Annotated in this window: 24 protein-coding genes and 2 tRNA genes; 14 read left to right on the forward strand and 12 right to left on the reverse strand. The window is 40.8% G+C overall.

Features of this window, described 5'->3' with window-relative positions; translation table 11 throughout:
* Positions 1 to 3: 3 nt before the first annotated feature.
* The 3 genes from NFU46_RS01205 to NFU46_RS01215 are packed head-to-tail and all read right to left on the reverse strand — an operon-like array spanning position 4 to position 2,654.
* Positions 4 to 1,152, reverse strand: coding sequence for an alpha-hydroxy acid oxidase (locus NFU46_RS01205; RefSeq protein WP_251598920.1), 1,149 nt, complete (start codon positions 1,150 to 1,152; stop codon positions 4 to 6).
* A gap of 16 nt (positions 1,153 to 1,168) precedes the next feature.
* A complete protein-coding gene (locus NFU46_RS01210; protein WP_251598923.1) occupies positions 1,169 to 2,353 on the reverse strand; it encodes a UxaA family hydrolase in 1,185 nt (394 codons plus the stop codon).
* Between the two features lies 1 nt (position 2,354).
* Positions 2,355 to 2,654, reverse strand: a complete 300-nt coding sequence (locus NFU46_RS01215) for a UxaA family hydrolase (protein WP_130166406.1) — start codon at positions 2,652 to 2,654, stop codon at positions 2,355 to 2,357.
* 296 nt (positions 2,655 to 2,950) lie between these two features.
* On the opposite strand from NFU46_RS01215, the gene fucP reads away from it, so the two are divergent.
* Positions 2,951 to 4,348, forward strand: coding sequence for an L-fucose:H+ symporter permease (gene fucP / locus NFU46_RS01220; RefSeq protein WP_405030572.1), 1,398 nt, complete (start codon positions 2,951 to 2,953; stop codon positions 4,346 to 4,348).
* 12 nt (positions 4,349 to 4,360) lie between these two features.
* Complete coding sequence (locus NFU46_RS01225) at positions 4,361 to 4,705, forward strand: L-rhamnose mutarotase (RefSeq protein WP_251598926.1); 345 nt, start codon at positions 4,361 to 4,363, stop codon at positions 4,703 to 4,705.
* Positions 4,706 to 5,125: 420 nt separating this feature from the next.
* Here the strand turns inward: NFU46_RS01225 and NFU46_RS01230 are convergent.
* From NFU46_RS01230 to NFU46_RS01245, 4 genes are all read right to left on the reverse strand, one after another.
* Positions 5,126 to 5,202: transfer RNA gene (locus NFU46_RS01230), tRNA-Val, on the reverse strand.
* Positions 5,203 to 5,428: 226 nt separating this feature from the next.
* Positions 5,429 to 5,505 (reverse strand) — tRNA-Val (locus NFU46_RS01235).
* Positions 5,506 to 5,619: 114 nt separating this feature from the next.
* Entirely contained in the window at positions 5,620 to 6,639 is a 1,020-nt protein-coding gene (locus tag NFU46_RS01240) for a DUF3080 family protein (RefSeq protein ID WP_251598928.1), read from the reverse strand.
* On the reverse strand, positions 6,614 to 7,972 hold the full coding sequence (locus tag NFU46_RS01245; RefSeq protein ID WP_251598931.1) for an MATE family efflux transporter: 1,359 nt from the start codon (positions 7,970 to 7,972) through the stop codon (positions 6,614 to 6,616). Before NFU46_RS01245 ends, NFU46_RS01240 begins: the two co-directional genes overlap by 26 nt.
* Positions 7,973 to 8,066: 94 nt before the next feature.
* Here NFU46_RS01245 and NFU46_RS01250 point away from each other — a divergent pair, with 94 nt between their 5' ends.
* Positions 8,067 to 8,693 carry a riboflavin synthase subunit alpha gene (locus tag NFU46_RS01250; RefSeq protein ID WP_251598933.1) on the forward strand — a complete coding sequence of 209 codons (627 nt, stop codon included), beginning with the start codon at positions 8,067 to 8,069 and terminating at the stop codon, positions 8,691 to 8,693.
* A gap of 18 nt (positions 8,694 to 8,711) precedes the next feature.
* Here the strand turns inward: NFU46_RS01250 and NFU46_RS01255 are convergent, their stop codons facing one another.
* Complete coding sequence (locus tag NFU46_RS01255; protein ID WP_054561385.1) at positions 8,712 to 8,915, reverse strand: CPXCG motif-containing cysteine-rich protein; 204 nt, start codon at positions 8,913 to 8,915, stop codon at positions 8,712 to 8,714.
* 228 nt (positions 8,916 to 9,143) lie between these two features.
* Positions 9,144 to 10,004, reverse strand: a complete 861-nt coding sequence (locus NFU46_RS01260) for a fructosamine kinase family protein (RefSeq protein ID WP_175081868.1) — start codon at positions 10,002 to 10,004, stop codon at positions 9,144 to 9,146.
* 112 nt (positions 10,005 to 10,116) lie between these two features.
* Between NFU46_RS01260 and NFU46_RS01265 the strand changes: the two genes are divergently transcribed.
* Entirely contained in the window at positions 10,117 to 10,812 is a 696-nt protein-coding gene (locus NFU46_RS01265; RefSeq protein ID WP_251598936.1) for a DUF445 domain-containing protein, read from the forward strand.
* A 53-nt stretch (positions 10,813 to 10,865) separates the two neighbouring features.
* Here NFU46_RS01265 and NFU46_RS01270 read toward each other — a convergent pair whose 3' ends face one another.
* Positions 10,866 to 11,228 (reverse strand): DUF3718 domain-containing protein, encoded by a 363-nt coding sequence (locus NFU46_RS01270; protein ID WP_251598939.1) that lies wholly within the window; start codon positions 11,226 to 11,228, stop codon positions 10,866 to 10,868.
* A 358-nt stretch (positions 11,229 to 11,586) separates the two neighbouring features.
* Here NFU46_RS01270 and NFU46_RS01275 point away from each other — a divergent pair, with 358 nt between their 5' ends.
* The 3 genes from NFU46_RS01275 (at position 11,587) to NFU46_RS01285 (ending at position 15,105) form a co-directional block, all read left to right on the forward strand.
* Entirely contained in the window at positions 11,587 to 12,372 is a 786-nt protein-coding gene (locus NFU46_RS01275) for a hypothetical protein (protein ID WP_054561389.1), read from the forward strand.
* Between the two features lie 112 nt (positions 12,373 to 12,484).
* Complete coding sequence (locus NFU46_RS01280) at positions 12,485 to 13,867, forward strand: amidohydrolase (protein ID WP_062565285.1); 1,383 nt, start codon at positions 12,485 to 12,487, stop codon at positions 13,865 to 13,867.
* An 11-nt stretch (positions 13,868 to 13,878) separates the two neighbouring features.
* Positions 13,879 to 15,105 (forward strand): amidohydrolase family protein, encoded by a 1,227-nt coding sequence (locus NFU46_RS01285; protein WP_058584924.1) that lies wholly within the window; start codon positions 13,879 to 13,881, stop codon positions 15,103 to 15,105.
* Positions 15,106 to 15,170: 65 nt separating this feature from the next.
* Here the strand turns inward: NFU46_RS01285 and NFU46_RS01290 are convergent, their stop codons facing one another.
* Positions 15,171 to 16,370, reverse strand: coding sequence for an Nramp family divalent metal transporter (locus NFU46_RS01290; RefSeq protein ID WP_251598942.1), 1,200 nt, complete (start codon positions 16,368 to 16,370; stop codon positions 15,171 to 15,173).
* 223 nt (positions 16,371 to 16,593) lie between these two features.
* On the opposite strand from NFU46_RS01290, the gene NFU46_RS01295 reads away from it, so the two are divergent.
* From NFU46_RS01295 to NFU46_RS01305, 3 genes are all read left to right on the forward strand, one after another.
* Positions 16,594 to 17,061, forward strand: coding sequence for a MarR family winged helix-turn-helix transcriptional regulator (locus NFU46_RS01295; protein WP_251598945.1), 468 nt, complete (start codon positions 16,594 to 16,596; stop codon positions 17,059 to 17,061).
* A 29-nt stretch (positions 17,062 to 17,090) separates the two neighbouring features.
* Positions 17,091 to 17,831, forward strand: a complete 741-nt coding sequence (locus tag NFU46_RS01300; RefSeq protein WP_251598948.1) for an SDR family oxidoreductase — start codon at positions 17,091 to 17,093, stop codon at positions 17,829 to 17,831.
* 280 nt (positions 17,832 to 18,111) lie between these two features.
* Positions 18,112 to 18,528 (forward strand): MAPEG family protein, encoded by a 417-nt coding sequence (locus NFU46_RS01305; RefSeq protein WP_054561393.1) that lies wholly within the window; start codon positions 18,112 to 18,114, stop codon positions 18,526 to 18,528.
* A 74-nt stretch (positions 18,529 to 18,602) separates the two neighbouring features.
* Here the strand turns inward: NFU46_RS01305 and NFU46_RS01310 are convergent, their stop codons facing one another.
* Positions 18,603 to 20,450 carry an ABC transporter ATP-binding protein gene (locus NFU46_RS01310; protein ID WP_251598951.1) on the reverse strand — a complete coding sequence of 616 codons (1,848 nt, stop codon included), beginning with the start codon at positions 20,448 to 20,450 and terminating at the stop codon, positions 18,603 to 18,605.
* A gap of 160 nt (positions 20,451 to 20,610) precedes the next feature.
* On the opposite strand from NFU46_RS01310, the gene NFU46_RS01315 reads away from it, so the two are divergent.
* From NFU46_RS01315 to NFU46_RS01330, 4 genes are all read left to right on the forward strand, one after another.
* Entirely contained in the window at positions 20,611 to 21,441 is an 831-nt protein-coding gene (locus NFU46_RS01315) for an alpha/beta hydrolase family protein (RefSeq protein ID WP_251598954.1), read from the forward strand.
* A gap of 3 nt (positions 21,442 to 21,444) precedes the next feature.
* Positions 21,445 to 21,840: a VanZ family protein gene (locus tag NFU46_RS01320; RefSeq protein WP_175081879.1), complete on the forward strand. Its 396-nt coding sequence runs from the start codon at positions 21,445 to 21,447 to the stop codon at positions 21,838 to 21,840.
* 61 nt (positions 21,841 to 21,901) lie between these two features.
* Entirely contained in the window at positions 21,902 to 22,810 is a 909-nt protein-coding gene (locus tag NFU46_RS01325; RefSeq protein ID WP_251598957.1) for a GGDEF domain-containing protein, read from the forward strand.
* Between the two features lie 119 nt (positions 22,811 to 22,929).
* Entirely contained in the window at positions 22,930 to 24,327 is a 1,398-nt protein-coding gene (locus NFU46_RS01330; RefSeq protein WP_251598961.1) for a M28 family metallopeptidase, read from the forward strand.
* Positions 24,328 to 24,342 lie beyond the last annotated feature (15 nt).

Consider the following 24,342-nt stretch of genomic DNA (forward strand, 5'->3'; position numbering starts at 1 on the left):
TCCTTACTTCACCAAAAAATCGGGTAGTTCAGATACAGTGGCACAGCCTAGCTGATTCATGATCTGAGTAATTTGCATCATCAAGGCATTGATGGTGTGAATGCCGCCTCTATCGCCAAGGGCACCCACGCCATACACAAAGGGCCTGCCTAAAAATGTAAAGTCAGCGCCGCTTGCAAGTGCACTCACAATATTTGTTCCGCTACGAAGCCCACTATCCATAAAAATTTTGATGTCGTTTGAATACTTGGCAGCGACTGTTTGCAGTGGTTTGACGGGAGATTCACCGGCATCTAGCTGACGCGCGCCATGATTTGACATAACAACCCCATCTGCGCCGAGCGCAATGGCCGCTTGTACATCAGACTCATTAATCAACCCTTTAATGATCAAAGGCCCTTGCCATAAATCGCGAATCGGTTTTAAACCTTCCAGATCAACGCGGCCCATGACGGTTTTATTCATAAAGGCTGCGAGTTCATCGGTAGGCATATTTTTTGGCATATAAGGCTTGAGCGTTTCCATTTCTGGTTTACCAGCAAGCGCTGTTTTATAAAGCCAACGGGGTCTTGCTAGCATCTGCAAAATATTAGACAGTGTCATCTTCGGTGGCATAGCAAGGCCATTTCGAATATCTCGTGGCCTGTAGCCAAAGGTAGGCACATCAACGGTGACAACTAGCACAGGGTAATGAGCTGCTTTGATGCGATTGAGTAAATCGAGCCTAATCTTTTCATCGGTCGGGTTATAAAGCTGAAACCACGCATGGCCTTCTGATACTTCTGCGATTCGTTCTAGGCTAGATGATGAAACCGTGCTTAACACATAAGGAATGTTTTTTTCAGCGGCGGCTTTAGCAAGAATCTCAGGGGCTTTTGGCCACATTAAGCCTTGTAAACCAACAGGCGCAATACCAAATGGGGCAGCGTATGTATGGCCAAATAATTCGACAGTTTGACTGCTACCTGCAAATGGCTTTAATAGTTCACTGCGTAATTGCACACTATTGATGTCATCTCTATTTCGCTTTACACCATGCTCTTGCATACAACCGCCTTCAAGGTAATCGAAGGCAAAGCGAGGAATACGTTTCTTGGCTTTTTTCTTAAGGTCGGCAACGTCTGGGTAAAGGTGGTTAAAGTAATTGCTCATGATGAATTCCTCAGTTTTATTTCAAGCACGCAGGCCCAATGCTGTCGAAGGTTTTATAGGTTAATAAAAACTCTTGATGTCCCATTTGCTCAGATTTGGTTTGTTCACCATTGCCGACTCGGACAATCAACTCAAAAATTTCATCTCCCACTTGCTTTACTGTTTTACTGCCTTCAATAACAGCGCCGGCATTTATATCCATATCATCACTGAGATTTGCATAGGTTTCTGGGTTAGCGCAGATTTTAATAACCGGTGAAATGGCAGAACCAACAACAGACCCGCGGCCTGTGGTAAATAAGGTGATATGAGCTCCTGAGGCTATCATTTCGACAATTTCTTGGTTGTCTGAAATATTTGGAAAACCAAACATAGGTTCGCCATCGGGCACCACATCCATTAAGAAAAGACCTTTTTTATTTGGCTTTTCTCCTGGTTTGATAATGCCGTTTATTTGCGATGCGCCAGACTTGGCATAGGCGCCCATTGATTTTTCTTCTTGGGTTGTTAATCCGCCTTCAGCATTGCCTGGGGCAAAACTGCCATAGCCCATTTTGGTGTAGTAATTTTCTGCTTTGACAACACAATTAATAAGTTGCTTGGCGAGTTCTGGGCTTTCGGCTCGATGAGCCATGATTTGCTCACAACCGACAAGTTCACCGGTTTCTTCAAAAATGCAGGTAGCATCCGCGCTAATTAATCGGTCAAAACATTTACCAACTGCCGGGTTTGCGCTAATTCCACTGGTGCCATCAGAGCCACCACAAATAGTGCCAATGACAAGCTCATCGAGATGCATGTACTCAATTGGGCATTGAGCAAGCTGCTCAAGCATGATTTGGCTTTGCATAATGCCTTTGGCAATAGTGTTTTTTGTGCCGCCATTTTGTTGGATCACTAGGGTATTTACTGGACGACCAGACTCAGTAATAGCATCGCTCAAATACTCACGGTTAAAACCTTCGCAGCCTAGTGACACTAATAAAACACCGCCCACATTAGGGTGAGTGCAAATGCTTTTCATCATTGCAAGCGCATAGTTGTTTGGATAGCAGCCCGGAAAACCGATTAGTTGCACATCAGGGTGATCCATCTTATTAACGATAGAACGTGCAACATGGTGCGCACACTCAACCAAGTAAACCACAACTAGGGTATTTCGAATGCCTTTTGAGCCATCGTTTCTTAAATAGCCGCGCATATTATTCTCCCGTTACTGTATGGCGAGTGTGGCTAGCAATGTAGTCACTTTTCATATTGTGTAGATGAACATGTTGGCCAGTTTTTATAGCTTCAGTCGCAGAGCCTATTGAAGCCCCATACTTTAAAATTTGCTCACCGGCAGCAATATCTTGGCAGGCAATTTTGTGTCCGATAGTGACACTTGAATCGAGTGTTATTACCTGATTTGTAATGTTAATTTGCTCGCCTTTTTGCGCCGAACGGCAGCAAACAATGACATTATCGTGTGGGTGTAACTGTACAAATTTATTCTCAGCCATAGCCATCTCACGTTGTTAATCTGCAACGATTTGAAAAATGAATTTCTTTGTAAAATATGTTTGGGCTTGAAGTGAGTCAACGCGTTTAGCGCGTATTTTAAACAGGTTTTTGTATATGAAATTTTTGCTGTAGCGATGTTTTATGTTTAATCATTTGTACAAAAATTACTCTGGCTGATGGTGATTTTCTACATGAAATATGTGCGACTCTATAAACTGGTTTGACATTGTTTTAATCGATTTAACAAGGCATGGCATGTAATGACCGAGCCTTGTTTAAAACAACAGGCTTGTTTATGAACACACACAAAAGAATAAACACGAAGCGTAATGATGACCGAGTCGTATCAAAGGACATGCTGATACCTTTTATTTTGGTTGCGGCACTTTTTCCGCTTTGGGGTTTTGCAAATGATATAACTAATCCCTTAGTTAAGGCGTTTAAAGATATATTCTTGATCTCAAACACGCAAAGTAGCTTGGTGCAATTTGCGTTTTATTTAGGCTATGGCGTAATGGCAATTCCTGCCGCGATGTTTATTCGTCGCTTTAGTTATAAATACGGCATCGTTTTAGGGCTTGCTCTTTATGCCGTTGGGGCTTTATTGTTTATTCCAGCAAGTATAAATGGCGAGTTTAACTATTTTCTTGCGGCATTATGCATATTGACCTGCGGTTTAGCGCTTTTAGAGACAACGGCAAACCCGTATATTTTATCAATGGGCAGTCCACAAACTGCAACCAAACGACTTAATTTAGCGCAAGCATTTAACCCAGTAGGCTCTTTACTTGGCATGTTTGTGGCCTCAAACCTGATTTTAAATAATCTTCGCGTGGCAGAGTTTCGAGCAGCAGAAAAAGCAGCACATCCCGAGTATGCGCAAATGCTACCTTCGGTTGTCGATGGTAAATTAACCGGTGCACTACAGCAGTTTGCAGTAACCAACCCTATACAACACCAACTCATGCAAAGCGCTGATTTAGCGACTATTCGCACCCCTTATGTAGTCATTGCACTGGTTGTGATCTGTTTACTGTTTGTTTATTTGTTTTATCGGTTGCCTAATACACAGCTCGTGGCATCAGATAAACGCAATCAAGCATTAAAGCCTTTATTTATAAGGCTTATAAACAACAAACCCTATCGTGAAGGGGTAATAGCACAGATGTTTTATGTAGGTGCTCAAATTATGTGTTGGACCTTCATTATTCACTATGGCATGGCTGAGGTAGGGCTAAGTGCAGCCGAGGCACAGCATTTTAATATTATTGCTATGTGTTTTTTTCTTGCGAGCCGATTTTTATGCACCTACCTACTAAATTGGTTTAAAGCGGGGCTGTTATTAATGTGGTTTGCAATAGCCGCTGCGAGCTTGATGTGTTTGGTGGTTTTTATCGGCGGTGAAGTAGGGCTGTATTCTTTGGTCGCCACCTCTGCCTGTATGTCTTTAATGTTTCCAACTATTTATGGCATTGCTTTGAATGGCTTAAAAGCGGATGCAAGTATTGCCTCTGCGGGGCTGGTAATGGCAATCGTTGGCGGGGCATTAATGCCGCCATTACAGGGGATGATTATTGATGCGAACCCCATTGCTTTTTTAAGTGCTGAACAAGCGTCATTTTTATTACCTATGCTGTGTTTTGTTGCAATTACGATTTTTGCGTATCGTGTTGTATTTATTCATAAACAATAAAAGGAGAGTTAGATGCAGTACTGCCTTACATTAGAGCTAAAAAACGACCCAGATCTTATAGCCACCTACGAGCAATACCATAGCCCTAAGCAAGTTTGGCCTGAAGTCATAAGTGCTATTCGCGATTCAGGAATTACCGACATGGCGATTCATCGTGTTGGCACAACCCTTATCATGATACTGCAAACCGATGATTCATTTAGCTTTACAGAAAAAGAAAAACAAGATGCAATGAACCCAAAGGTGCAACAATGGGAACGCCTAATGGAGCAGTTTCAGAATGTAGATAGTACTAATCAACAAAGTAAGTGGCAGTTAGTAGAGAGGATATTTTCTCTGGAAGAGCAGACGGGTTAGTTTCCGAATATAAGTTTACGAATATAAGTTTCGAGGGGCTAGTTTCAAGTTACAAGGGGCTGGGTACTAGGCGCTAGGTGTTAGGTGTTAGGTGCTAGGGTAGACCGAGTGGATTCGAACCACTGATTTTGGCGTGGGTCATAGAGAGCGGTAGTGCTCTAACCAACTGAGCTACAAAATATTTAAAATTAGGAATATTAGAATTGGTACGACCGAGTGGATTCGAACCACCGATTTTGGCGTGGGTCATAGAGAGCGGTAGTGCTCTAACCAACTGAGATATAGAATAATTAAAACTAAGAAAAATAGAATTGGTACGACTGAGTGGATTCGAACCACTGATTTTGGCGTGGGTCATAGAAAGCGTTAGTGCTCTAACCAACTGAAATATAGAATAATTAAAACTAAGAAAACTAGAATTGGTACGACCGAGTGGATTCGAACCACCGACCTCTACCATGTCAAGGTAGCGCTCTAACCAACTGAGCTACGGTCGTACTGGAAAAGCCATGATATAACCAAGAGGGATTTGGTTATACCTAAATCGTGGTACAACTGAGTGGATTCGAACCACCGACCTATGGACCGGGCCGTTAAGAGTGGTAGTGCTCTTTCCTTTGGTTATACCTAAATCGTGGTACAACCGAGTGGATTCGAACCACCGACCTTTGGACCGGGCCGTTAAGAGTGGTAGTGCTCTTTCCTTTGGTTATACCTAAATCATGGTACAACCGAGTGGATTCGAACCACCGACCCCTACCATGTCAAGGTAGTGCTCTAACCAACTGAGCTACGGTTGTATTTTGATTTAAAACTGTTGTTAGCGTGGCTAAACAACGGAGGCTAATATATAGCGACTGGTTGTGTGAATCAAGCAGCTTTAGCTATTTTTATGCTAAGTGCTGGTTTTTTATTCATAACGGACTAATTTCGCACCTTCTGTAAAAACCTTGCCACCAAGCAACATGGCTTTTCGCAGAGCGCTTTAGATTTTGTAAAATTGCATCATTACTTTCGCTATCTACAAATTTGCCCATTTCTGTGTCACGCCATATTTGCTGGTAAAGAGGTTGTAGGGTTTCTAATCGACCCACTAAGAATGATTGATAAGGCTGTAATTGCTCTAAATAAAACTTTTTAAACACATTGCTTAGTGTTTGTGCTTTTTGTTTATTCTTGTTGGCAGGGCAGAGCTCATCTTTTGAGTACTGCATGAGCAGCGCTGTTATTTGTTGATTGTAATGTGTTTGCACCCTTGCCGCCGAAATAAGAAGCTTGTTGTATTTAAAACGGTTTAATACTTCGAGTTGGTTGATGATTTGCTCAGGCTCTATAGCGTTTATTTTGCCGGTATTAATTTGGTTGTTTAACTTAGCAATTTGCTCCATCGCGCTCACGGTTTCGCTAAAACCTGCGGTGTTTTCATCAATGTGTGTCGAACTTAGCTGCCAGCTTTGCTTAAACTCGCTTTCGTTGAGCAGCATAGCTTTAAAGTAATTTGATAGGTTTGCTTGCTTTTGTACTGCGGTGAGTTTTATTTTTTCAACTAGCTCACCTTGCTCATCGAAGCTTTCTAAGCATTCATTTGCGCTTCGAATAAACTTAATTTGATAACTAAGAACATTAGCAGGCGTTGCTGTTTTGCCAAGCTGGTTATTGTGCTCAGCAATAAGGGTTGCAAGTTTACATTGACGTAACTGGGCAAGTTCAAGCATGCCAATGGTTGCTTTATCTTCAGTATTTTCAGAAAAGTGGTTAACAGTTAGTGTACTTGGTTTAGAGAGTTTAAAACTTTCAGTTTTAAGTACGTTTTCTAATCTTTGCGCGTAGGTGTGATTTACATCACCTGAGGAGGGCGTGCAGGCAATAAGTGCCACACACGCTGTTGCGATGATAGAGTTTAAAAGGCTATTGGTTTTGCAAAAAAGGTGCATGTTTAAATCGCCTATGAACAGTGAACATCAACATAATTGCTGCGGCACTTAACCCCACAATAATGCCTATCCAAAAGCCATGAGGGCCCAGCGCTGGAACAATTAAATCTGTACGAGCAAGTACGAAGCCAAGCGCAAAGCCGATCAACCAATAGGATACAAAGGTGATATAACCGATTGGTGCCGTGTATTTCAATCCACGTAAAATACCATTGGCAGAAACTTGCAGGGCATCTGGTAACTGGTAGATACAAGCAAGTACCATGATTGAAGAAGCAAGAGCTAATACTTCAGGGTTGTCAGAATACAATTGGCTTATAATATCTCGAGCAAAAAAGGTCACACTTGCAAGTAAAAAAGCAATAATTGCCGCGAGAATATAACTCGTTTTAACGGCATTTTTTAACTGCTGATAATGTTGTTGGCCAAACAAATTGCCTATTCGAATGCTAATGGCAATTGAGAGGCTCAACGGCATCATGAACAGTAATGTCGTCACACTGGCTGCAATTTGGTGACCGGCAACAGCAACTGCACCTAAGTGCGCTATAAACAAAGGAATACAAGCAAATAGCGTTACTTCAAAAAAGGTAGCTAATGAAATTGGAATACCTACTTTGGTGATAGTCCACAAAGTAGCGGGCTTTGGCGCTTCGAAATTGGCTAGCAATGCTTTGGCATCAATCTTTTTGTTAAAGTGACAATAAATAACCTGAGTTAACGCCATTGCTGTAAATACCAGCGCCGTGGCAATACCACAGCCAGCGCCACCGTATGCTTGAAAACCTAATTTACCGTGGATAAATACGTAGTTGGCCGGAATATTAACCGCTAAGCCAATTAAACTAATGTAAAAAGCAGGTTTGGTCATTCCCATACCTTCAGTGATATTGCGATACACACTGAAAAGTAAAAACCCAAAAATACCCCATTTAACAAAATGAATATATTGCTCGGCTAATTCCGTAATAGACTTTGAAGTATCTAATTGACTTAGCACAGTATCAGCGAGGCTTGCCAGCCCTAAACCGATTATGGCAAGTACTAATGCCAGATACAGGCCCTGTTGAAAATAATGACTAATACCTTGTTTATCGTTTGAACCAGCAAACTGCGCAATGATACCCGTTAACGCCAATAATATGCCTTGCAATGCAAGCATTAACGGATTCCAAATACCTGTTGCAATAGAAAGTGCCGCCAAGTCTGTTGCACTTACTTGGCCTGCCATCACGGTATCAACAACCGTCATTAAAATAAGGGTTACCTGTGCCAAAAAAACAGGAATGGCTAACGAAATTAACCTTTTGGCTTCCCAACTACAAAAAGACATAAATTACACGACTAAATAAACAGACAGCCATTGTAATCTATTCATAGATCAATAAAAATCGCAGTTATCCATTTAATGAAAAAAAGAGAAAGCGATGTTCACTGGAATTGTGCAAACGCAAGCCGTTGTGGTTGACGCTACTAACCAAGGCGGTGTATTGAGGCTAGCTTTAAAAGTAGATCAGCAATATGCTGAAAACTTGAATATCGGCGCGAGCATAGCCATTAATGGTTGTTGTTTAACCGTGGTGAAGTTTGCATCAGACACGAAAGGCTGCTGTGTTATAAATTTTGATGTGATTGATGAAACATTGAAGTTAACCAACCTAGGTATGCTGACTGTCAATGATACGGTGAATTTTGAACGTTCAGTGACTTTTGGTACTGAACTGGGCGGGCATATCGTGTCGGGTCACATTCATTGTATGGCCGAGATACTTTCAATTAACCACTTTCAAGATAACTGTAAAATGCAATTAGCATTAGCAAAAGAGTGGCAAAAATACGTGCTTTATAAGGGATTTGTGAGCGTTAACGGGGCAAGCCTCACTGTAGGTGAAGTTGATGAACAGGGATTTTGGCTACACTTGATCCCAGAAACACTCTCTATTACCAATCTCGATAACTACCGCGAGGGTGATAAGTTAAATATCGAAGTTGATCAGCAAACTTATACCATTATCAACACGGTCGAAAATTATCTCTCGCAACAAGCAAAATAAATACATCAAACGAGCAAATTAAAATATTTGCTCGTCGTCACTATCGACATGTAATTCGAGTTTGTTATGTGCGTAATCTATATGCATATTTAAATGAATGGGATTGCAACATGCTGCGCAATCTTCATAGTAATCTTGATCACCGTCACTTGCATCAAGTGCAACATGAATGTGGTGGCCACAGTGAGGGCATGAAATCCGTTGTGTGTATTGGTCTTTCATCAGCTTTTACCTTAATCAGGCATGCCTGAGTTCGTTAAATTGCAATCTTCATTAAACCCTAACTCATCAAAAATGAATCTAGATTTAATTAGATTGATATAACTCACTAACCGAATAGATGTAAGCGTAGTGCTACCAATTCGGTTAGCATCTTTATTAATACGCTTTATAAGCTAAATATAGCTGTGTTTAGCGGTTTGTGACATTCCTTTTACAGTGAATTCTCGCTTATTTCAGTAGCTGATCAATTTGTTGTTTTGCTTCAGTAAGATAGTGCCCAGCAAATATATTGGCATTATTGAGCATAGGGTATAGTTGATAGATGGCTCTACGTTGCTCGTAACCTACCTGCAATGGGTAGATATCGTTATAGGCATCATAAAAGCTATCAGGCAATGGCGCATAAAGCTCACTCATTGCTATATCGCATTCCCGATCACCATAATAACAAGCAGGGTCAAATACACTGGGTACATTATTATAAAAGCCCATATTTCGACGCCAAAAATCACCGTGCAATAACGAAGGCTCTACAACATGGCTATGCAGTGCGTCTTTAACAAAAGCGATGAAGGTGTCTTGGTTGACAAGCTCAATTCCTTTTTCTTGTAATAACTGTAATTGCCAACCAATGCGTTCTTCAGCAAAAAATACATCCCATTTTTTGTGCCAGCGATTTGGTTGTAGAGTCGGGCCAAGGAAGTTGTCGTTATCTAAGCCGAACATGGCTTGGGTATGCTTTTGGTGTAAATGGGCAAGGTGTTCTCCCATTTCATGCCAATTGGTATGGGGCTGTTTATCAAGCTCTAACCATTCAAGCACGATAAATGAAAACTCAATATTGCAACCTGTGGTGATGCAATCTGGGATCATAAATAAGCTTTCTTGGGTTAATAGCTCAAGATTAAAGGCTTCGCACTCTAGGCGCTCCAGATCACTCAAGTGAGCGACTTTCACAAAAAAGTGGTGTAGATCATCACCAATTTGGAAGTATTTGTCGTTATTGGGTGATTGTAATTGGCGCTTAAAGGTATGCTTAAAATCAAAGTGCATCGCTTGGCTAATCTGTTCATTCACCGAATTCCACATAATTTTGTTCACCTTTTAACCATATAATTAAACTATGGCAAAAAGACGATGAATTAACAAACCCATAGCGTTAATATTGTTAAAGTTTATCGAAGTATTTATGAGGGGTCAGATGAATAAAAGTCTCATTACTAATTTAGTGGCGCTTGCCTTAGTATTAGTCGGATTTTTATTTGAACAAGCAATTGTGCTTTCTGTTGGTTTATTTGCGTTATCGGGCGCAGTAACTAACTGGCTTGCTATTCACATGCTATTCGAAAAAGTACCATTTTTATACGGCTCTGGGGTTATAACTTTAAAGTTTGCCTCTTTTAAAGTGGCTATTCGTAACCTGATAATGACCGAGTTCTTCGCCGAAGAGAAAATCGATCAGGTTATGGCGCTCGCTAAGCCAAATATTGATTTAGAGCCTGTGATCAGTGAAGTTAATTTAAGTCCGGCTTATGACTCATTAATTGAGGTTATCGAAAACTCACAATTTGGTGGCATGCTATCAATGTTTGGTGGCCGTGATGCGCTTGAGCCGATGCGTGAACCTTTCATTGAAAAAATGAAAGCGGCGGTGATTGATATTTCAAAGAGCGACGAATTTAAAACCATTCTTGATGAAAAGCTATTTGCCAACTCTCATCTTGGTGGCTCATTACACGGTACAGTTGAGCGTTTAGTTGATGAGCGTTTGAATGAGCTTACGCCAACCATGGTAAAAAATATTATTCAAACCATGATCAAAGAACATTTAGGTTGGTTAGTGATTTGGGGTGGGGTGTTTGGCGGCTTATTTGGCCTGATCGCTGCGCTCGTTTAACGAAGAAGAAACTTGTAGCAGGCCTTTAAAGACCTGCTACAGTGAATTCATCATTATTTAGAACCAGCAATAACAATCACTGTGTCATCAGATACTTTAGCAATATCTTGAATACTTGTTTTTGTTGCTGTTTCAAAATTTAAGTATTTCGCAGAGTTATGAAAACCATAAGTGCTTGCAAACTTATCAGTCGTCATATCATTGCAAAGTAGTTTTTCTGTCATTACTCGTTTGCTTAAGCGTAGATCGCGCATTGTGCTTGATACGTTTAATGGTTTGTTAGAAGCAATGGCCATGCAAGCTTGCGTGCCTACAGAGTCATCTGCTGCGACAAATTGTGCTGCACCTGCATCAGTTGCTGCTAATGAAGAACCTAAAATTAATGCTGTACCGAGTGCTGTAGTTAACGTATTCATCTTTCTCTCCAGTTGTTGTCCGTATTACGTTTAGTATGTGCGACCTCGCTTTTATGGATACTTCACACTTCCTGTTTGCTGGGCACATTTAAAGTATTACGCTAAACAAGAACAATTGCTGTTAATGAAAATCGACAAGATGTAAGTAAGTATGTAGATGTGAACAAGTAAAACTAACCGCTTGATAAGTGCTATTTTAAAGTGTGAATTTTGACACAAATAGGCTGAAATTTTTTTTCATTTATTTTTTAAAACGTGTTTTGGCTCGTATTAAAGGCTTAATTTTTACGTAGCTTTTACATTTAAGTATTAACTCTAGCTTTTCTTAAAAAGGCTATTCAGAGTATAAGGAGCATGAGTGACCACAAAATTAGCAGGCTATTATCAACAAGCCTATGCATCTGAATCAAAACACTTTAATCAATGTTTTTATTGTGGTTGTGAAGCAACTGAGCGAGATTTTTGTCCGCCATTGCATATGCTGCAAAGCATTATAGATTTAGGCGAAGAGGCTGAATTTATATCAATTCCAGCATGTTATGAGTGCTTTGCATTACTGCATAACGAACGAGTGCTGACTATTGATGGGCGAGTGACAAAGCTTAAAAAGAAACTCTCAACAAAGTATGCAAAAGCGCTGAGAATTTATCACATGTGGCACGAGAGTGAACTTCACGATATGAGTGATGAGTTTGTGCACAGTATTAAAGCAGGCATGAAGTTAGGTGCAGAGGCAGCAGAGCGATTAGCATTTCAAGGTTACAGCTATGCAACTGAAGATGCCAGTGTCACTATTCGTGAGAAGCGTGCCGAATTTGATGTGCAAGGCAAAGTCTTTTATGACTTTAAAGACGCGCTTAATTACTGCATTAATGATTTACAAGTCGACAGAACAGAATTCTATAAGCTGGTGGTAGAAGATTACAATGGCGATTTTAACCGTGCATTGAGTCAATACCGCCATCGACACGAAAAAGTAACCGCAGCTAACGATGCTGATTCACTGATTAAAAGTTTTGCCAAGCAGCATAAGCAAAACTCAGACTTTGTAACTCGAACTGTGAAACATTTTATCAACAAAGATCCGAGCTTAACGACCGAAGGTGCGTTAGAGCAGTTATATAACAACTACATAAAGAAATAGCGCTCTGTGAGGCTGGTTGTTCGTCTTGAATATTGGTGACTGGCCTCGTTTACTCGCATTAGAATTAACAATTAGTTAAAGTAATTAAATAATAAAAAAGAGGAACGTAAGAATGCAAAAATTTGCACCATCCTTGTTGGTTATGGCGCTTGGTGTCGCGTTAGCGGGCTGCCAAGACAATGGCCCGCAAGATCCAAAAGTCTCAATTAACAAAAACCCATACCCTAGCACTTATCAGCCACTTGCATCACAAAGTACGTTAATCACTAATGCCACTGTTTTAACCGGCACTGGTGAACGTTTAGATGACGCAGATGTATTCTTTGTTGATGGCAAAGTACAACAAGTAGGTAAAGACCTTTCTGTTCAAGCTGATAAAACAATTGATGCACAAGGTAAATGGGTAACACCAGGTATTATTGACGTGCATTCACATTTAGGTGCATACCCAACTCCATCGGTGGCATCTCATCAAGATGGTAATGAAATGACCAGCCCAGTGACTGCAGAAGTATGGGTTGAGCATTCAGTATGGCCACAAGATCCTGGCTTTAACCGTGCTCGTGAAGGCGGTATTACGTCATTACAAATTCTACCAGGTTCAGCAAACTTAATTGGTGGCCGCGGAGTAACACTTAAAAACATTCCTTCGCACACGATGCAAGGTATGAAATTCCCTGAAGCACCGTATGGTTTAAAAATGGCATGTGGTGAAAACCCGAAACGTGTTTATGGCCGCAAAGGTGTTTTACCATCAACGCGTATGGGTAACATGGCGGGCTATCGCACAGCGTGGATTGAAGCGACTGAGTACAAACGCGAGTGGGATAAATACGAAAGTGATTATGCCGCGGGTAAAAACCCTGCAGCACCTCACCGCGACATTAAGCTAGATACGCTAGCTGGTGTGTTAGAAGGTGACATTTTAATTCATAACCACTGCTATAAAGCAGAAGAAATGGCCATGATGATCGACCTTGGTAAAGAGTTTGGTTATCACTCAGGTACTTTCCATCACGGTGTTGAAGCATACAAAATTGCTGACTTACTTGCCCAGAACGGTAACTGTGCGGCACTTTGGCCTGATTGGTGGGGCTTTAAAATGGAAGCCTACGACATGGTTCAAGAGAACGTAGCAATTGTAGATGCTGTTAAAAATTCATGTGCCGTTGTTCACTCTGATTCTGATACAACTATCCAACGCTTAAACCAAGAAGCCGGTAAAGTGATGTATCGCGCAAATGATGTGGGTTACGACATCTCTGAGCAACACGCAATCAAGTGGATCACTTCAAACGCGGCTAAATCGCTAGGTATTGATGATAAAACAGGTTCACTTGAAGCAGGTAAGCAAGCTGATGTGGTTATTTGGAACCAAAACCCATTCAGTGTTTATGCGAAAGCTGAACAAGTATTTATCGATGGTGCCAAAGTTTATGATCGTAACGATGATAAATACCAAGCACAAAGTGATTTCATGCTAGGTCAAAAATAGGAGTAACATTGATGACAAAATTAACTAAATCATTAAAGCTGTCACTTGTTGCTGCTGGCTTATTTTCTGCGACAGCAAGTGCTGCATCGGTAGCGATTGTAAATGCAACACTACACACTTCAACAGAGCAAGGCGTACTTGAAGGCGCAAGCGTTGTTATTGAAGATGGCAAAATTGTTGCTATTAACCCTGCGTCTATCAACGCGGATACAACCATTGATGCAAAAGGCCAAATCGTGACTGCTGGCTTTATTGGTACTATGAACCAATTAGGCTTAGTCGAAGTGGGTGCTGTTGCAGGGTCGCGTGATGGTGGTGATGACAAAGCGGGGATTGATTTTGATCCTAGCCTTGCATTCAACCCACGCAGTAGCTTAATTCCTTATGCTCGCAAAGGCGGCATTACTCAAGATGTGATTGTACCAAACGGTGGTGACAGTATCTTTGCAGGTCTTGCATCTGTAGTTGATCTATCAGGCAGCTTTGAAAGCGTAAATAAAAAGCAAGTTGCACTTGTTGTTCACCTAGGCGAAAAGAGCAAAGGCTCACGTGCTATGTCGATGAAAACACTTATCGACAAGCTTGAAGGCGAAAAGTCAGCTAAAAAAGATGACAAAAAAGAGCCATCGACAGAGCAAAAAGTGCTAGCAGCTGTACTTGCTGGTGATATGCCACTGATTGCGAGTGTTCAACGCGCATCTGACATCTATGAACTTGTTAAGTTAAAAGAAACCTATGGCATCAATTTAGTGATTCATGGCGGTGATGATGCTGTTGTGGTTGCGGATGCTCTAGCTAAAGCGGATGTACCTGTGATCATCAGTTCTATGGCTAACTTACCGGGTAGCTTTGACTCATTACATGCAAACCTTGCTAACGCAGGTAAGCTTGAAAAAGCCGGTGTAAAAGTCATTATTGGTGTTGCTGGTGACTCAAGCCACAATGTATACCAATTACGTTTTGATGCAGGTAATGCCGTGTCATATGGTATGAGCCAACAAGGTGCACTTAGCGCAGTAACCAGCAATATTGCTGATGTTTTTGGTTTAAACTCAGGCGCAATTGCCAAAGGTAAACGTGCAAACCTAGTTATGTGGTCTGCAGATCCATTTGAGCTTAACTCACACGTAAGCAAAATGTGGATCAACGGTGAAGAGGTTTCAACCGAAGCGCGTCAAGACAAACTACGCGATCGTTATACAACTGATTCAGCGATGCCACGCGCTTATACTAAATAAGCGTTTAAGCATTAAAAAGGCCGCAAATTTGCGGCCTTTTTTTATACATATTTTCAAACTAAAAACTAAAAAATTAGATTACTTAGTTTATAAAGGCTAAGGCCAAATATAAGCAGTATTACTGGCACAATTACAAGGTTAAGTAAAAGCGAATTAGTGTAGCCTTTCATCACCGATTTTTGATTTACCAACCAAACAAGGTAACAGGTTACAATTGGAAGTAATAAACCATTGGCAGCTTGCGCAAAGATGATTACCGCAACTGGGTCAAGCCCAAGTGATGCGACCAGTGCACCAAAAACAAGGATAGTGATAGCAACCAGTTTAAAACGTGTCTCACTCATTTGTGTTGACCAACCAAGCATGCCGCAAACAGCGTAAGCACCCGCAAGAGGTGCTGTGATTGCGCTAGTAAGCCCGGCAGCACATAAACCGATAGCAAAGAAATAATGAGCCATACCACCTAGAAGTGGCTCAAGCTGCACAGCCATATTGGCCGCTGAAATTTTACCTGCATCGGTACCGTAAAATGCCACAGAGGCTGTTGATAAGATAGCTAACGTGATTATGCCACCTAAAGTTATCGAAATACCGGTATCAAGGTTTGTTTCTTTGATTACTTTGTCGATATTTTTTGAACTATCGTGTTTTTCTGCAAGTACCCCAGAGTGTAAAAACAGGTTGTAGGGCACAATTGTTGTGCCTATCAAGGCAAGTACCGTGGTAATTGAATTATCAGGTAAGCTAGGTATAAATCCTTTTAGCACTTCACCAAGTGGCGGAGCCGCCATCACCAGCGTTGAAATAAACACTAAACTCATCAACACCACTAAAACAATTAACGCACCCTCAATGACTTTATGTTTGCCAGTGTACAAAAGAACTGCACTTAAAATTGCAATAAGGGGAGTCCAGAGTAATGGGCTTACAGAAGGTAGTATTTCTTGCAGTCCTAAACTTGCACCAGTCAGATTACCAGCTTCATAAGCTGCACTGCCAATGCCAATCGCACTTATTACTAATATTACAGCCAGGGCTTTAAATACCGGTGTTTGAATGGTGGTTCTAAGTGCAGAGGCTAAATCTAGCCCAGTAGCCACACCAAGACGAGCTGCCATAGATTGCAGTAAAATAGTCGCTATTACAGAGAACAATAACGTCCAAATAAGAGCAAAGCCAAAATTAGCACCAGCAACACTTGCCGTGGTGATGGTACCTGGGCCAATAAAAGCAGCGGTGACCAGAAGTCCGGGACCTAAACGCATAAAAAACCTTTATTATTAGAGTTTTAGTATTTTTGTGGGGGAATATTATTCATACCACAAAATGATCAATAGGTAAGGGTAAAGGCTCTTAAGGCTGCGGTAAAGTAGAAATAGCAACAAGGTTAACCTTAATCGAAATTTAAGAAAATTGAATAATGCTAATTGCAAGTAAGTCTTATTTAAGTTATTTTGTTGTATATGCAACTATGTGTGGTGAATGCTTTTGGAAAACAATAAACACCAAGCAGAAGTGCCTTTAACGGTCTCTATGGGACATTTAACAGGTTTAGCGAGTCGTTTATTTAATCGGCTTTTAACTTCTCGGTTTAAGCAGGCAGGTATAAATATCACTGCGGAACAATGGGGAGTGATCTTAACTTTAAAGCAATATGGCTCCATATCACAGAGCCAAATCTGTGACATTTTGTATCTTGAAAAATCAAGCGTAAGCCGCTCAGTAGAAGTATTAGAGAAAAATGGCTGGATTATGCGAGTTAAGTCACAAACAGATAGCCGTACTAAATTGGTTAACCTGACAGAGCAGTCACTCGATGTTGTAAGCGAATGCACAAAAATTGCTCAGGGTGTATTAGATGATTCTCAAAATCATATTGATCTTAAAGGTTTAAATGAATCGCAAGAGCTATTAGTTAAGGTTGTCTCAAATCTTCGATCTTTGCTCAAATCTTAAATTATATTTTTTATTAATAAGGAATTAGTATGTCTAAAAGAAATGCATTAATTACAGGTGGTGCGCGTGGTATTGGTGCAGCATGCGCAAAGGCATTGGCTGCTGAGGGTTACCGAGTATTTATTAATTATGTAAATAGCTCAGAAGTTGCAAACAAGCTTGCTGATGAAATTATCGCAAATGGTGGTGAGGCTTTTGCTGTTAAAGCAGACGTCCGAGATCCGCTTCAAGTTGAAGAAATGATCAACAATATTAGCCAGTATGGCGGAGTTGATGCACTTATCTCAAATGCGAATATGAGTTTTACTTCGAAGCCATTTCTTGATCAAACTTGGCAAGAATTTTCTCAAAAATTAAATGATGAAATGTTTGCGGCTTACAACACAGCTCAACTTGCAGCTAAAGTAATGAAAGAAAAGCAGTTTGGTCGATTAATATTTATTTCAAGTACTTTATCAGAAATGCCAGCACCCGCTTTTATTGCCCATGGTACTGCAAAAGGCGCGCTTGATAGTTTCAATAAATATTTGGCTCAAGAGCTTGGCCCTTATGGGATCACTTCAAATATTGTCGCGCCTGGTCTTGTAGAAACAGATGCAACAAAAGAAGCGCCAGAAGAGTTTAAAGAAATGATTAGGCAACACACTCCAACTCAAAAAATTGCTCAACCTGAAGATGTTGCGAATACAGTGAGCTATTTAGCAAGCGAGAAAAGTGGCCATATCACAGGTACTTACAACCCTGTTTGTGGTGGTGCTTATATTCAATAATTTGAATAAACGTACAGCAAAACTAACGGTGCTTTTTAAAGCACCGTTTTAGTTTAGCGACCTGTTAAAATAAATTTAGTTTTCTTAAGTTTCAAATAATACTCACATTTATTATTACTTCATAAATTGCTCAGCAACGCTGTAAAATTTATACACTTTGCGAACAATTGGTACTGCAAAAGCTAAATCATATAAATAACCAATTATAAATCAGTGCTTTAAATTGGTTGGTTTTTTGCAAGGAATAGGCATTCATGTTGTCATATAAAAGGAAATGAAGATGCCTGAACTTACTTTTTCAGCTTATGCGGCTGTGTATGTTTTTCTAATTATGCTTACTATTCAGTGGATAGTTGCAGCTGTCACAAAAGCCAAACAACCCAATGCGGTGCCTGGTAAACTCGATAATTCATTAAGTCATGACAGCTTTGTGTTTCGTTCACATCGCACATTTATGAATACCTTAGAAAATAGCCCGTTATTTTTAGGTACCGTATTTCTGGGGTTCTTTTTAAACTTGAACAGCAGCGCATTTGCACTGTGTATTTGGATGTATGTGATAGCCAGAATCATTCATATGCTGCTGTATTATGGTGTGGCTACTGAGAAGAATCCAAGCCCACGCAGCTATTTCTTTTTAATCGCTGCTTTGGCAAATATTGTGATGCTAGTTCTGATTGGTTTACGTTTGATTTAAACAGCATTGCTAACATATAAAAAAGGCATTGAAAGAATACTCATTCAATGCCTTTTTTAATAGTGAAAAACTAGCTACTCAACGCCGATAAAGCCACCGGTTTGATGTGACCATAAGGCTGCATAGATGCCACCTTGGGCAATTAATTGCTCGTGAGAGCCTTGTTCAACCACGCCACCTTCATCAAGCACAATGAGTCTATCCATTTGCGCAATAGTTGATAAACGGTGTGCAATGGCAATTACTGTTTTACCCGTCATTAAATCGTCTAGGCTAGTTTGAATCGCAGCTTCTACTTCAGAATCAAGGGCACTGGTTGCTTCATCCAATATAAGAATTGGGGCATCTTTTAGAAGCACTCGTGCAATAGCAATACGTTGACGTTGACCACCAGAAAGCTTCACACCGCGTTCACCAACTTGTGCGGCAAAGCCTTTATTGCCTTTGCTGTCTTCTAGGTCTTCGATGAACTCAATTGCTTCTGCTTGCTTTGCGGCCGCAAGCATTTCATCTTCAGTTGCATCGGGTCTACCATAAAGAATGTTATCTTTTACTGAGCGGTGTAACAGTGAGGTATCTTGCGTCACCATCGCAATGTGCTTACGTAAGCTTTCTTGGCTTACCTCAGCGATGTTTTGACCATCAATACGAATTGTGCCCGAGTCAACATCATAAAAACGCAGTAATAAATTCACTAAGGTAGATTTACCCGCGCCAGAGCGACCCACTAAACCTATTTTTTCACCCGGTTTAATGTCTAGATTTAAGCCATTGATAACAGGGCCGCGATGGGTCTCGTTGGCAGCTTTACCATAGTTAAATTGCACATTCTCAAAGCTTATCGACCCATTATTAACTGCAAGGGTACTCGCGTCTTCTTTATCATCCACTTCAATCGGTGTTGATAGGGTTTTCATACCATCAGCAACAGTACCAATGTTTTCAAATAGACTACTGATCTCCCACATGATCCACTGTGCCATACCGTTTAATCTCAATGATAAACTCACCGCAATGGCGATAGCACCAACACTGATGGCGCTAATTGACCATAGATACAAAGAGAGGGCTGCAATACTGAATACCAATAAATAATTTAGCGTGTTGATAGAGAAGTTTAGGCTAGTAACTAAGCGCATTTGCTTATATACCGGTTGTAAAAACACATCCATGCTATCTCTTGCATATTGTTCTTCTCGCTGTGTGTACGAGAACAATTTGATAGTAGAAATGTTAGTGTAGCTATCAACCACACGGCCAGTCATTTCTGAGCGTGCATCAGCCTGCGAGCTGGCTACTTTTTTTAGCTTAGGTACAAAATACATTTGAATAGCGGCATAAAGAACTAACCAAACCAATAATGGCAACATTAAACGCCAGTCAGATTCTGCGACCAAAAACACCATAGCGCCAAAGTAGACCACGATATACATAAGTACATCGAGCAATTTCATCACTGATTCACGAACAGCCAATGAGGTTTGCATCACTTTTGTCGCAATACGGCCAGCAAATTCGTTTTGATAAAAACTAACACTCTGACGAAGCAAATAACGGTGTGCTAACCAACGGATAGACATAGGATAGTTGCCAAGCAGCGCTTGATGTAACACCGCTGAGTGAAAGAACACGACAATAGGTAACACCACCAGCAACATAACCGCCATTTTTGTAAGCTCAGCCTGCTGTTCAACAAACAAGGTATCTGGGGTGTATTGACCAAGCCAATCGACCAGTTGCCCCATGTAACTAAATAGCGATACTTCTAAAATTGCGAGTGCAGCGGCGCTTAACGACATCAGCAGCAATGAAAGCTCCATGCCACGTGTATAATGACGGCAAAAAGCAAATAAGCTATTAGGTGGCTGAGAGGGTTGCTCTTTAGGAAACGGATTAGTCATCCGCTCAAATAAACGATACATAGACGACGCTTTTTAAAAAATCAAAGTGGCCTTACTATATCATTTGAGTGGTTTTTTAGCAGTTCATTTAATTTAAAAACTAAGATTAAAATCTATCAACTATTCAGTTATTTACATCTAGTGTGAGAAATGAAAATATAATAAGAAAAAGGAATTAATGATGAAAAAGTTGCTTTGTACGCTGTCCCTCGTTTTTAGCTTACCGCTTTGTGCCTACCAAACCGACACCCACATATTTAAGGGCAAAAAAACCAGCATCGAGAAACCTGTAACGGTGACATTACCTGATGGCTATCAGGACTCAAAAAAATACAATGTTATCTATGTATTACATGGCTACAGTGGAAATCACAGCGATTGGACTAAGCTGACAAACATTGAAAAACTGGCAGACCAATATGATGTCATCATTGTTAACCCTGATGGCAACTTCGGTTCGTGGTATCTCGATTCAGATATCGACAAAAGCTCGCAATACGAAACCTACATCGCAGACGATTTACTAAATTATATCGATTCTAAATATTCGACCAACCGGTCTAAAAGTGGCCGTGCAATCACAGGCTTATCAATGGGGGGCTTTGGTGCTTTGCATATTGCAATAAATCACCCAACCCAGTTTGCAGCAGTATCAGGGATGTCTGCAGGGGTCGATGTTAGACCCTTTAGTGCAGAGTTTGACCTTGCAAAAGTACTAGGCAGTTACGCTGAAAACAAAGAAAAATGGGATAGCATTGCCATTATTAACAACCTCCATAAAATTGCTGCTGGCAATACGGCATGGAAAAAGGGCGCTGATACCTTACCTATTATGCTTGATATAGGCGTTGATGACTTTTTTGTTGAGCAAAACCGAGCGCTACACCAGGCGATGTTAAAAATGCGCATCCGCCATGACTATGTTGAACGTCCGGGCATTCATGACTGGCACTATTGGAATAAAGTGATTGCCTATCAATTTTTATTTTTAACCTCTCAAATGGCGCCATAAAATATGTTTCAACGTATTCTTGTGTTAATTGCTATCGGCTTTTTTGGTTTTATTGGTTGGGTTATCTATCTTGCCAATACTGGGCAAAAGTCGGTGTTTTTCGAACTCGTTGCGGCAATTCCTTACGGTGATAAGTTGGGGCATTTTTGTTTATTTGGACTACTTACGCTATTCATCAATCTTGCCTTTAAGTTTAAAACAATGAACGTTGCTGGGCGGCCTATTTATTTAGCAGTGTTGATTGTTAGTACATTTGTGATTTTAGAAGAGCTAAGCCAGAATTTTGTCGAATCTCGAACGCTAGACTTTGTCGATTTAATTGCTGACTTTGCGGGTATTGCGGTATTTAGCGCTATTTCAGCTTGGCTTTGCAAAAAGTTATATCCAACTAAGGTCTAAACTTTCAGTGACTTGTTAGGTTTCGTCTATACTCAGTGTAGACCTAGCTTAAAAGTTGCGTATGAACAAAGATACCTCGGATTATTTGTCAGACATTATTGAGCTTCTACTCGATGCAGTATGCGTAGTTGATGCCAAAGGCACGTTACTTTTTACTAATCCAGCCTTTGAAACAATTTTCGGATACGCGCCAGAAGAAGCCATCAATAGAAACATGCTCGACTTTGTCTATCCAGAAGACAGAGCCAAAACCATCAATGCCATTAATCAAATAGTGGTTAATGATCAGCACCCACGATTTGAAAACCGCTGGGTTAGAAAAGATGGCCGAGTAGTGCACGTTTTGTGGTCTGTTTATTGGTCTAAAGAAAAGCAAGTTAGAGTAGCTATTGCTTATGACATTACAGAGCAAAAAAAGCTCGAACAAAAACTGATTTATATGGCAGGGCACGACCCTCTGACCGATCTTCCCAACCGCAGTTTCTTAACCACCCAGCTTGAAGAATCATTGTCGATTGCTAACACCATTTCAACCGTGATTGCAGTACTGTTTATCGATATTGATGGCTTTAAGCAAGTCAATGATATTCATGGTCATGGCGCTGGCGACAAACTATTAAAAACCATTGCCATGCGTATTCGTCATTTTCTCAAAAAAGAAGACAGTGTAGGGCGCTTAGGGGGCGATGAGTTTGTAGGTATCCTCAATAGCATTAAACACAAAAAAGACGTCATCGAAATGGTTGATGAATTGATAGCTGAGATTTGCCAACCCTTAATTTATAACGATGCAGAGCTTATTTACTCGCCAAGTATTGGTGCCGTATTGTTCCCCGAGCATTATGGTGACGCAGAATATCTCATTCAGTGTGCCGATAAAGCCATGTACAAAGCAAAGTATGAAGGGGGTAATCGCATGGTGTTTTATAATGAAGGAATAAAGTTACCCGGCGCTAAAAAAACAAGGTAATTTACCTTAGATCACTGCTGGTATATGGTTTCAACCTAGTAATTTGTTTTCTAACTCATAACTATTGCGCGAAATGAAATATTAGTTAGCCTTTAATGATTCATTGAAGGAGTGAAACTATGTTTAAGCGTAAAATAATAACAACAACGGGTGCTTTGTTTAGCTCATCGCTGTTATTGATCTCGGCAGCTCATGCCACAACACCTCAATATAAAGATCAACAAGCTTTGCATGATATTGCAAATGCTGTTTCTAAAACACGTATAGAGCAAGATATTCAAACGCTGGTTGATTTTGGCACTCGCCATACTCTCTCTGAGACGAAATCAAATAAACGTGGTATTGGTGCTGCAAGACGTTGGATCAAGTCTGAGTTTGAGGCGATTTCTAAAGCCTGCGGTAACTGCCTAGAAATCATCGAAGTAAAAGACACTATTTCTGGTGAAAAGCGTATTCCAAACCCTGTTGAAGTTGTCAATATCGTGGCTATTCAGCGCGGTCAAGTTGATGCGAACCGTATGGTTATGATGTCGGGTGATATTGACTCGAGAGTGTCTGATGTAATGGACTATACCTCAGATGCGCCAGGGGCTAACGATAATGCATCTGGTGTGGCTGGCGTGCTGGAATCGGCGCGTGTTTTATCAAAGTATAAATTTAATGGCTCAATTGTTTATGCAGCTTTATCTGGTGAAGAGCAAGGCTTGTTTGGCGGTAAAATTTTAGCTAAATATGCACAAGAGCATAATTGGCGTGTTCATGGTGTTTTAAACAACGACATGATTGGTAATTCAACCGGCATTAATGGAGTAACAGATAACACAACTGCACGTATCTTCTCTGAAGGCACTCGCGTTATAGAAACCAAAGAGCAAGCCCATAAACGCCGTTTTACCGGTGGTGAAGTTGACTCTGCAAGTCGTAACCTAGCGCGTTACATTGATACAATCGCAGATCGCTACATTGAAAATCTAGATACCATGTTGGTATATCGACTCGATCGTTTTGGTCGAGGAGGGCATCACCGTCCATTTAACGATGTTGGCTTTGCCGCTGTGCGTATAATGGAAACTAACGAAAACTATAATCAACAGCATCAAGACTTGTGTACTGAAAATGGTATTACCTACGGTGACACCATTGACCATGTAGATTTTGCCTATGCGGCGAAATTAACGTCACTTAATGCAGTGACAATGGCTTCAATGGCATGGGCTCCAGCGCCACCAACGGGCGTTAGTATTTCAGGTGCAGTAAAGCCAAGTACAACATTAGCGTGGCATAAAAGTGATGATCCAACGGTGGTCAGTTATAAAATTTATTGGCGTTACACCAGTGAGCCACAATGGCAATTTAGCCGCGATGTTGGCAACGTCACCGAAGCAACACTGAAAAATGTTGTTATCGATAACTACTATTTTGGTGTTGCCGCTGTAAACAAAGACGGTATTGAATCACCGGTTGTTTTTCCTGGTGATGTTGGCGCGTTTGAATGGCCAGACAAATCAACTAAATAGGAATTGCTAGGTCAT

Source organism: Pseudoalteromonas sp. NCCP-2140, from assembly GCF_023708065.1.
Taxonomy (GTDB): domain Bacteria; phylum Pseudomonadota; class Gammaproteobacteria; order Enterobacterales; family Alteromonadaceae; genus Pseudoalteromonas.